The organism is Sphingobacterium rhinopitheci (assembly GCF_022627575.1).
GTDB lineage: Bacteria > Bacteroidota > Bacteroidia > Sphingobacteriales > Sphingobacteriaceae > Sphingobacterium > Sphingobacterium rhinopitheci.
This window is the reverse complement of sequence record NZ_JADEYQ010000021.1, coordinates 22,372-33,191: the sequence shown is the minus strand read 5'-3', so window position 1 is coordinate 33,191 and position 10,820 is coordinate 22,372. Positions and strand designations below refer to the sequence as shown.

The following is a 10,820-nucleotide window of genomic DNA, read 5'->3' as shown; positions in this document are numbered from 1 at the left end:
GATGTGGAATTGGCTGGATTCAAATCCTTCAATACTATTGTCAATACCATATCAGTCAATTACAAATCTATCCTCAATTACTTTATCAATAGATCAACTAATGCTTCCGCTGACCGCGAAGCAGCTACGAAGTAAGTCCTTTAATGCTAAAATAAAAGCTTTCAGAGCACAGTTTAGAGGCGTAAAAGATGTAAATTTCTTTCTGTATAGATTAACTAAAATATTTGCTTAAACACAACTTTTGTGCATGATCCGAATTCTTCTTGATCCAACTTTTGCGCATGATCCGATCGAACCCAGGTTCTCATCATGCCACAAAAAAAAGAGTCCTAACTTTCGTTAGAACTCTTTTTGTCGGGGTGGCAGGATTGGCTCAGCCCCGCTATCCCCAAACACATACCTTGAGCCTCCACGGATCGAACCCAGGTTCTCATCATGCCACAAAAAAAAGAGTCCTAACTTTCGTTAGAACTCTTTTTGTCGGGGTGGCAGGATTCGAACCTACGACCTCCACATCCCAAATGTGGCGCGATACCGGGCTACGCTACACCCCGAAAAGGTATCACCTTTATTTATTGTGATGCAAATATACATCGTTTTTCACACTTGTCAATACCTTTCCCCTATTTTTTTAGTAAAATACTGATTTATTGAAAGATAATTTTCAATAAACAACAGATCTACTGTAAGAAAAGTTTAGCCTACCGATTTACATGGTACTATTTGTAAAAAACTTCATACATTTCATCTACAAATATCAAATAAAAACCTACAATTATAAATCCCTAAAAATAAAATAAAAAAAACATAATTATAACTTAAAGTTAAATACATATCTTTGCAGGAACAAAATTATTGAAAATGAAAAATACAAAAAAATTCACAATTGCATTATTATTCGGTTTCTTAGGAATAGTACTATTTAGTTGCAATAATAAAAATGATCCTGCTCCAGAAGAAAGCCCTAGCCAAATATTAGCCAGTGTATCTTGGCAAACAACGGGTGCAAGAAATGAAAAAGGCGAAAATGTAGAATTAACAAATGAAAATGTTATTCCAACCGTAGGCTATGCTTATTTCAAATCAAATGGAACATTCACTATATTTAGTCTAGATGATGCGCCAAGAATACAAGGTGATTGGTCTGTTACAGCAGATGGAAAAACACGTACAATAACGGCTAAAAATGCTGCTGGGGGAACACTTTTCACCCGTGATGTAGAAATAATAGTGTTAACAAGACAAGAATTTACGTATAGAATATATCCAAATGAAAATGATAGATCTGTATACTTGGATATTATTCATACACCGACTACACATGTAGAACCAACTTTTACTTTTACGCCTTCACAAATATTGGCTAGTGTATCATGGGAAACGACAAGTGCTAAAAATAACCAAGGAGCAACTGTACCACTTACAAATCCTAATGTTATAAATTTTGTGGGTTATGCTTATTTCAAGACAAATGGGTCTTTTATAATGGTCAATTTAGATGATTCCCCAAAATTACAAGGTACATGGTCTGTATCAGCAGATGGAAAGACAAGAACACTTGTTGCTCTAAATGATGATAATGAAGTACTATTCACACGTGTAGTAGATATAACGGTATTGACAACGACAGAATTTACGTATAGAATTTATCCAAACAACAACGACAGAACGGTTTATTTTGATATTGTACATACACCTACAGATCATGTTGAGCCGTAAATAGTTATTTAAGTAATAGCTATAGTATATTAAAACCTGAAATAATTTAATTAACCATATTATTTCAGGTTTTTTTTATTTAAATTACATTAGAAATAAAAAATAATTCATTTTATTTATCCTTTTTCTAAAAATGCAAAAATCAAATTCGCAGCAGTTTGCCCCTACAATTGGAATTCATTCCTTTAGGAAGGAACAAATTGTGGGACGTACAGAAATAATATTTAACGAACTAAATGGGGAGAAACGTATAATATCACCGCATAAGCATGATTTTTTTATAATTATTCTTTTTGATCAGGCATCAGGCATTCATACTATTGATGCTATAGATTATACAATTGGCAATAAAGAAATACACGTTTTATTTCCAGGACAAACACACAAATGGCATCTTAAGGAAAATACAAAGGGCTATCAGTTTATGATAGAGCCTAATTTTCTAGAACAATTTGCTCCCTTTTTCAGATTTTCAATTACCAACTATCAGAATCATCCCGTAATTAAACTTAGTGAAGATTCATATAAAAAAATAAGTTATGAGTTTCAGGAAATAAAGGAAGAGCTTAAGAGAGAGAATTCACTTCTTCAATTACTCCGTGCACGTGCAGCAGTAATAGCTACTATTATAAGCACGGAAGCAGAAGAGGTATTTACAGAATTTAAAGTATACCAATCGAATGAGAAGTTAGCTAAATTTAATATGCTAATAGATGAATTTTATAAACAACAAAAATCAGTAACTTTTTATGCTGATAAACTACATATTTCTGCCAATTACCTCAATATTCTTTGCAAACGCAATCTAAAAATATCTGCTATAGAACTTATTCATCAGCGCGTCTCCATAGAAGCAAAAAGGCATTTACAAAATAATAAGCTCACCATAAAGGAAATCGCTTATGATCTCGGCTTCTCCAACAACTCCTATTTTTCGGTTTTCTTTAAAAATCAAACAGGTATTTCTCCGAGTGATTTTCGTGGTCATGATTAACCAAATCAGCCAAAACTCCTTCAATCTCTAAAATCCCCTCCCCTCATTAACTATCTCCACTGTGAATTTACCTTTTAGTTATAAAATCTAAAAGTATAGACCGTATTTTAATAAGATATTAAATAATAAATTCAGGTATTTTGTATTTAAAAAAAATAGTTCGTGAATAAAGAAATAGTATCTCGAAAAATATTCCTTAAAAATATCGTTATGGGATTAACAGCAGCATCATTCTTACCAGAAATTCTATTAGCAAAGGAAATAACTAACGAAAACTACACTATGGCAAACAATAATAGCTACACGCTAAAGAATGTCCTATTAGAAACGGGATTCAAATATGATAATCAACATATTACAAGCACAGAAACAGCTTTATACACTATTGACATAGCTGATGGAAAAATTGCGAATATATACCGTAATCAACCAGAAAAAGATTGTATTGATGCAAAGGGATTACTTATGCTTCCATCCTTTAGGGATATGCACATCCACTTGGACAAAACTATTTATGCAGACAAATGGCAAGCTGTAAACCGTAAAGGAGGAGGAATAAAAGGTATGATTGCGCTTGAACAACAGATAATACCGGAGTTGCTAAAAAATTCAACCTACAAGGCGGAGAAACTTATCGAACTGCTACAAGCCAATGGATCATCGTTTGCACGTAGCCATGTAAATATAGAACCAACCTCAAAATTGGATTCTCTAAAGCATCTAGAGCGCGCATTGGAACACAAAAAAGATAGCTTTGACGCTGAATTAGTGATATTCCCACAGCATGGATTATATTACACAGATTCGCTTCCATATATGAAGGAAGCGGCGAAAATGAATATTGATTTTATCGGTGGACTGGATCCTACAAGTGTAGATGGCGCATTAGAGAAAACCATGGATACAACTATTCAATTGGCTTTAGACAATAATAAAGGTATTGATATCCATCTTCATGAGACAGGAGAATCAGGCCTCAAAACAATAGAATACCTTATCGCTAAGGTGAATGAAAATCCTACTTTAAAAGGTAAAACTTTTGTCAGTCATTCTTTTGTGTTGGGCAAATTAGACAATTATCAGTTAGAGAATATAGCTATACAACTGGCAAATGCACAAATCGGAATTATATCTACTGTACCTATTGGAAAATTAATAATGCCTATCCCAACACTTATGAATCATGGTGTCCATGTAATGACAGGCAACGATAGCATTGTTGACCATTGGAATACAATGGGTACAGGCAGTGTTTTACAAAAAGCGAATCTCGCAGCACAACTATATAATCAAGTGTCAGAATTTGAGCTTTCGAGGTTATTAAAACTAGCTACAGCAGGGCCTATCCCATTGGACGATCTAGGTAATCAACAATGGCCAAAAATTGGGGACAAAGCAGATATTGTCCTCATAGATGCGAGCTGTTCAGCTGAAGCGGTATCAAGAATATCTCCTATAAGATCCTTAATACACCAGGGTAATATTATTTATTAACCCTTAAAAATTAAACAATATGAGAATTATAATGATGACATTCATTAGCCTATTGACTTTACAATCTTGTAGTGCCAATGATTCAATAGTAATAAACATGGATGAACAATTAATAATAGAAGCTGTCGAAAGGGACGACAAAATAACAGTAGAACAGGCTTTAAAAAATGGTATAAGCGTAAATATAACGGATTCAAAAAAACGCACACTATTACTTATAGCTACAAACAATGCTAATACCGAGATGGCCAAGCTATTAGTAGCATATGGTGCAGATGTAAATAAACAAGCAGACAATATGGATAGTCCCTTTTTATATGCTGGAGCAACGGGGCAAACAGAATTGGTACACTTATATTTGATGAACGGTGCTCGCTTCGATGTATTCAATCGCTATAATGGTACTGCATTGATACCTGCCTGTGAACGTGGGCATGTAGAAACAGTACGATTATTATCGAACACTAAAGATTACCCTATAAATCATATCAACAGATTAGGATGGACAGGCTTAATTGAAGCTATAATCCTTGGTGATGGTACTGCTAAATACCAGCAGATCGTGCAAATCCTTAAGGATGCCGGAGCACAAATGGACCTAGCAGATAATCAAGGAGTAACACCATTAGAACTTGCCGAGCGTCTCGGCTTTACAGAATTGGCTAACATTATTAGGGGATAATTCTATTGACAGCATAATGACGCAAGTACATTAAAAAAACAGCACTTTTGTTCGTAAATATGCAATAATTATGAAAGATATAACAACTATTGACGACATTATACTTTTAGTAGACACTTTCTACAATCGTATTCAACAGGATGATATATTAGGAATAATTTTCAAACAGAATATACAAGACCGATGGCCTGAGCATTTGAATAAAATGTATCGCTTTTGGCAAACAATTCTTTTAGAAGAGTATACTTACGATGGCCGTCCCTTTCCTCCACATGCTCACCTCCCTATTCAACAAATACACTTTGACCATTGGCTTCAGTTATTTACCGAAACTATTGACAGTCTATTTGAAGGTGCAAAAGTAGAAGAAGCAAAATGGCGTGCTCAAAAGATGTCTGTCATGTTTTTAAGTAAAATAGATTATATACGTAATAATCCAGACAAACCGCCATTGATATAGTTAAAAACTACGCTAAGAAATACTAAAATATCCCCTAAGGTCTAATGCCTTAGGGGATATTTTAGTATATAGATTGAACGATTTTACCAATCTCTATTTTGTATAAGGTTAGGGTTCAATACTATTGCTGAGGCAGGAATAGGATATAAATATTGCCTTCCATCGGCATACCATGTTCTTTTTTGTGTTTTAAACCATTCTAAATGATTGGTGGCATCCAGGGTTTGAAAATTAGTTGATTTGCCACCAATAGCTACACGAGCAACCCCTGTAGGTACCGTCGGTGCTTGTTCTGCACCATCGTAAAAGATAACATCGTTGACTCCGTCATGATCTAAATCTATCAGCTTATTAAGCGCTGGCACATAGATTCCTTGCCAAGGCAATTCAGCAAGAAGCTCCCCTCTTTTCCATCTCTTTAGATCATTAAAACGAAATCCCTCTAATGCCAATTCTACTTGACGCTCTCTACGTACTTCCAATAATATAGGATTATTAATATTAGGGAAGAATGTATTTTTTAAATACGCGTCAACTGTTGTCGGCAATTGATCCAAGCCTCCAGTTACGCCAGCACGAGCACGTAGAGCACCTATTGTTTTTTTCCAATCATCGACAGCAAGGGTTCCCAATTCTGCCTTAGCTTCTGCATAATTCAATAATATTTCAGCGTAGCGCATTAAAGGAACAGCATTTGTATTGCTTCTACCATTGTCATAGTAACTATCATCTAAGGTATATTTTATCGGTTGATACCCTGTATACGTATAGCTAGAAAAATTTGGAGGAGCAGCGGCATTATTTCTTTTATAACCAGGCGTGCGTATTAACTGTGCTAAGCGCGCATCGCGATTTTGACATTCTTCAAAAAACTCTTCCGTTTGAAAATTCGCTCTACTGGTATATGGTGTTCCATCGTCATTTAATATTGTATTAATAAATGGTCGTACCAAACTAAATCGAGGGCCATAAGTTGCAGAAGTCCACCACCAATTGGCATCATTCAAAATAGCCAAGCTATTACTAAAAGCTACAGCCAACATCACCTCCGATTTTACAGGAATATCACTTATAAATAGTTGTCTTTGGGATACAGTAGGCCCACCATCGGTATTTAAAGAATAGGGACCTTTAGACATTACCTCCGCAGCAGCATCGGCCGCATAATTCAAAAATACATCAGCAGTACCTGCTAATCCTAAATCGGTATGATATTTACGAAAAGTACCTTCAAAAAGTGCTACACGGGATTTCAACCCTAATGCTGTCCATTTAGTAATGGTGGTACCATCACTCGATGTCGCTTGTATATTTTGATAAGCGAAATCCAAATCCTCCATTATTTTATCCATCACTACTGTTCTAGGATCTCGTGTTCCATACAGCTTATCTTTGTCATCTACCCCTAAAGGACTGTCTACCCAAGGTACATCCCCAAAACGAACTACTTTGTCGTAATAGAACCAAGCTCTAAAGAATTTTGCTACACCAATATAATTATTCTTGATATTACTGCTCAAAGGAGAAGCCTCACATTTTACTATAAAATGATTAATATTTCGTAATGCTGACCATGACCAACCAGAGCTTACTTCAGCATTATAAGCACCATCCATCAAAAAACTATTTAGGCTATTTACTGCCCCATAATCAGACATAACATCGCCTTTATAGGCATCCGATCCCGATGTTATATTATTATAAAAAGAATAAGAATAGGTTTTCAAACCACTCTCTGTTCCAAATATATCTTCCTCTGTAGCTGTTGCTTGAGGTAGCTCTGACAATTCACAAGAAGATAAAAATAAAGTACATATACTTATAAATCCAAAGATATTTTTCATGTTATAATTTTTTAAAAGTTTATGGATAAATTAAAACTAACAGTTTTCATGGTAGGATAATTGAATCCATCTCCTGAACCCGTACCAATATCAGGATCTGAAGAACCTATATTAGTGACATCAATATCTTTCGTATTTTTATACAATGGCGACCATGTAAATAAATTTTCGGCAGAAATTCCGGCTCTCATACCTTTCATGCCTAATTTAGAAATCATCGATGGGGAAAAGTTATATCCTAATTGAATATTCTTTAACCGTAGGTAGGCTGCATTTTGTAGATAACGCGTCTGCGTTGTTTGCTTCAAAGAGGTATTATATCCTGCATACCTAGGCAAATATCCATCGGTATTATCTTCTGTCCAATAATTGTTTAAATGCCACTCCGGTAATTTATTATAAGGTCTATTATATTGTCCCCAAAAAATAGATTCATTACTAGGATACCAATCCTGCTTTCCTACACCTTGAAAGAATGCTGAAAAGTAAATATTGCTATAGTCTAAATTCAAATTAAAACTATATATATACCTAGGGTCTCTATTTCCAATTATTACTTTATCACCGTGATTACTTAATGTATTAGACCCATAATCGATGACCCCATTTCCGTCGATATCTTTAAATCGTAGGTCACCAGGGTATATTTGCCCTGAATTGGAAGATTTAATAAGCGTTTGTTTTGGAGCAGCATCTATTTCTGCTTGATTTTGAAATAACCCTTCAGTTACGTATCCCCATATTTCACCAACACGCTGACCAGCATAATAGTCATTCAAATTACCCGTTTCGTTATTATACTTGTCTATTGTAGATTTATAATCTGCTAAAGTAGCACGTAGGCCTACACGTAAAGATTTTCCTGCAAGATCAAATTGATTATTATATCCAATACTAAGTTCATAACCTTTAGTGGTCATGTCGGCATAATTTCCTTTAGGCGAAGAAGCACCAAAGATCTCAGGCAATTGTTGACCTACCGTATACATATTTAATGTTTTTCGGCTATATATATCTGCGGTAAGTGTTAGTTTGTTATTTAAGAAATTAGCATCGACACCAAAATTTCCTGTTCTCGCTGTTTCCCAAGTAAGGTTGTCAGGAATAACACCTGGTACATTAGTATATCTATTTTTTATACCATTAAGCACTCTATCAGAAGTCCCAATACTATAGTTATCCAAAAATGCATAAGGTGCTATATTTCCATTCCCTAAAGAGCCATAAGATCCTCTAAACTTCAGGTCACTAATAATCTGTGGATTGACTTTCCAAAAGGATTCTTGCGAAAGGCGCCAGCCCGCAGAGACAGAAGGAAAAAATGCCCATTGTTCATTGGTAGGAAACTTTGAAGACCCATCATATCTACCATTAAATTCAAACAAATAACGATCTTTAAAGATATAATTCAATCTAACGAAAGTACCTGCTATACGGTATTTATTATATCCTGCTGTTGCTTGAACAGATTCACCTAGTGCTAAATTAAGATTTTCTGTATTTTCTGTTAACAATCCATTTTTAGTTACATAAGTAGCTTGATATTTCTGTTGTTCATAATTATAACCAACCAATGCTTTGAAATAATGCTGCGTATTAAATGTATTTTCATACTCAGAATAAATATTAGTAAATAGATAATTATTCTTTTGTGCTACCTGATAGATATTATCATTCAAAGAGGTTCGCAAGGACAATATTTCACCTTCTTTGACACTATATGGTACAGGAACACGAACTCTCAAAGAAGAAAAATCACTATTTCTAAAGGTAAAATCTCCTTTGATTCTAAATGTATTGTTCCAAAATTTGGTTTCAAAAGAGGTTGTATTCCTAAAGTCAGTCTTGTCACTATCGGTACCATTTTTACCATATACAAAATCTCCAACCGTATAAGCTGCGGAGAATGATAATGAACCGTCCGGATTGAAAATTGGAGAAGAAGTATGACCTTCATCAGCTATATTACGCCAAATATTACCCCCCTCACCCGCAGTAGAAGGATCATGATATTTGATACTTGCATAATCAATATTATTACTTATCCTCAACCAATCCGTCACTTGTAATCCTGCCTTAGCACGCGTATTATATGAATTATAGTTATCAGTATTATACTTATACAATCCATCATTATCATACAATCGACCAGAAATATAATAATCTAGCTTTTGGGCATTACCGCTAATGGATAAATTGTGATCTTGTACAAAAGATCTTTTCTTTAATAGAGCGCCATAATAATCTTCATTGCCATAATACACGTAAGTGCCATTGCTGGATACAGTGACAGGTTCATCAATTCCCTGCTCCTTACGTCGCTTGAACTCTTCTAACCAATCAAGTGAAAATATTTGAGTTTTATTTAATTTGCTAGGAATAGAAGAATAATTGTTCCATGCAGTATATGCTTCATAGAATCGCTCCGCAAAAGTGTAACCATCGTTAACAAAATTTGGCAATGTTGTAGGTTGTTGTGATCCTACACTTCCTGAATAATTAATTGAACTTTTGCCGTCCTTTGCTCTTTTAGTAGTAATTAAAACTACCCCAAAAGTACCTCTTGAACCATATATAGCGGCTGATGATGCATCTTTTAATACCGATACCGACTCTATATCATTTGGATTAATTGTAGATGGATCACCTTCAACCCCATCGATTAAGATCAATGCACTTCCCCCTTGTCCGATGGAAGTAGTTCCTCGAATATTAAAACTTGGCGATCGAGTCGGTTTACCATCTGCAGGGGATATATTTAAATTTGGAACTGCCCCCTGCAACATCTGACTTGCATTAGCTCTACTTCGTCCCTCGAACACTTCTGAACCGATATGATCAACAGCACCCGTCAAATTGGCTTTCTTTTGGGTACCATATCCAACAACCACAACCTCATCGAGCATAGCATCATCTTTTTTCATCTGAATGACCAAATTAGTTTGTTGCTGAACGACAATTTGCTGGGAAGCATAGCCTAAGAAAGAAATTTGTACCGTTTGTCCTTTTTGTACGGCTATTGCAAAAGCACCATTTTCCGCTGTCTGTACGGTCGTATTAGTTTGCTTATTAAGGATTGTAGCACCAATAATAGGGCTTCCTTGTTCATCAACAACCCTGCCTCGAAGTCTAGCTTCTTGCGCTAATAGTTCGGTAGAAATCATGTTGAAATTTCCTTCGACAGGGAAACCTGTCAAGGGAATAGCGGATAATGGCAGTATCATCCACATAATAGGTTTAGAATTTATTCGCATAGGTTTTTCCGTTTTTGAAGCTAAATTAATGGGATCAAATTAACTCCTGATTTATAAATGATTAACAAATTGTTATAGTAAACAATACATAAACATACTATAATTTTGGAAGAAAAAAAACAAGTAAAACAACTTTTACAAATAAAAAACCGGTTTAGCATAGAAACGACATTACTATAACCAAGTCATAGTCACCTACTAATTATAAAAATTATATTTTCATAAAAGAAATAGCTTAAGTACCCTGCTACACGCCCCATTGAAGACCTAATACATTATCTAAATAAAGAGGATAAATAGAAATCGTAATGGCGTACTCAAAAGTTGTCTATACTGATATTTAAGTAAATTAGATTATATACGTAATAATCCA

The 10,820-nt window shown here is 34.9% G+C and carries 7 protein-coding genes and 1 tRNA gene; 5 read left to right on the top strand and 3 right to left on the bottom strand.

The window, feature by feature from the left end; translation table 11 throughout:
• Positions 1-480: 480 nt before the first annotated feature.
• Positions 481-554, bottom strand: a tRNA-Pro gene (locus IP023_RS13970).
• Positions 555-861: 307 nt separating this feature from the next.
• Here IP023_RS13970 and IP023_RS13965 point away from each other — a divergent pair.
• The 5 genes from IP023_RS13965 to IP023_RS13945 all read left to right on the top strand — a co-directional run bounded on the left by IP023_RS13965 (position 862) and on the right by IP023_RS13945 (position 5,349).
• Complete coding sequence (locus IP023_RS13965) at positions 862-1,719, top strand: DUF4822 domain-containing protein (RefSeq protein ID WP_241791015.1); 858 nt, start codon at positions 862-864, stop codon at positions 1,717-1,719.
• A 133-nt stretch (positions 1,720-1,852) separates the two neighbouring features.
• Positions 1,853-2,713, top strand: a complete 861-nt coding sequence (locus IP023_RS13960; RefSeq protein WP_241791014.1) for a helix-turn-helix domain-containing protein — start codon at positions 1,853-1,855, stop codon at positions 2,711-2,713.
• A 162-nt stretch (positions 2,714-2,875) separates the two neighbouring features.
• Positions 2,876-4,207 carry an amidohydrolase gene (locus tag IP023_RS13955; RefSeq protein ID WP_241791013.1) on the top strand — a complete coding sequence of 444 codons (1,332 nt, stop codon included), beginning with the start codon at positions 2,876-2,878 and terminating at the stop codon, positions 4,205-4,207.
• A gap of 19 nt (positions 4,208-4,226) precedes the next feature.
• Positions 4,227-4,889: an ankyrin repeat domain-containing protein gene (locus tag IP023_RS13950; protein ID WP_241791012.1), complete on the top strand. Its 663-nt coding sequence runs from the start codon at positions 4,227-4,229 to the stop codon at positions 4,887-4,889.
• Between the two features lie 70 nt (positions 4,890-4,959).
• Entirely contained in the window at positions 4,960-5,349 is a 390-nt protein-coding gene (locus tag IP023_RS13945; RefSeq protein WP_241791011.1) for a group III truncated hemoglobin, read from the top strand.
• An 83-nt stretch (positions 5,350-5,432) separates the two neighbouring features.
• On the opposite strand, the gene IP023_RS13940 is transcribed toward IP023_RS13945, so the two are convergent.
• Both IP023_RS13940 and IP023_RS13935 read right to left on the bottom strand, forming a co-directional pair.
• Positions 5,433-7,193 carry a RagB/SusD family nutrient uptake outer membrane protein gene (locus IP023_RS13940; RefSeq protein WP_241791010.1) on the bottom strand — a complete coding sequence of 587 codons (1,761 nt, stop codon included), beginning with the start codon at positions 7,191-7,193 and terminating at the stop codon, positions 5,433-5,435.
• A gap of 11 nt (positions 7,194-7,204) precedes the next feature.
• Positions 7,205-10,447 carry a SusC/RagA family TonB-linked outer membrane protein gene (locus IP023_RS13935; protein ID WP_241791009.1) on the bottom strand — a complete coding sequence of 1,081 codons (3,243 nt, stop codon included), beginning with the start codon at positions 10,445-10,447 and terminating at the stop codon, positions 7,205-7,207.
• Between the last annotated feature and the right edge of the window lie 373 nt (positions 10,448-10,820).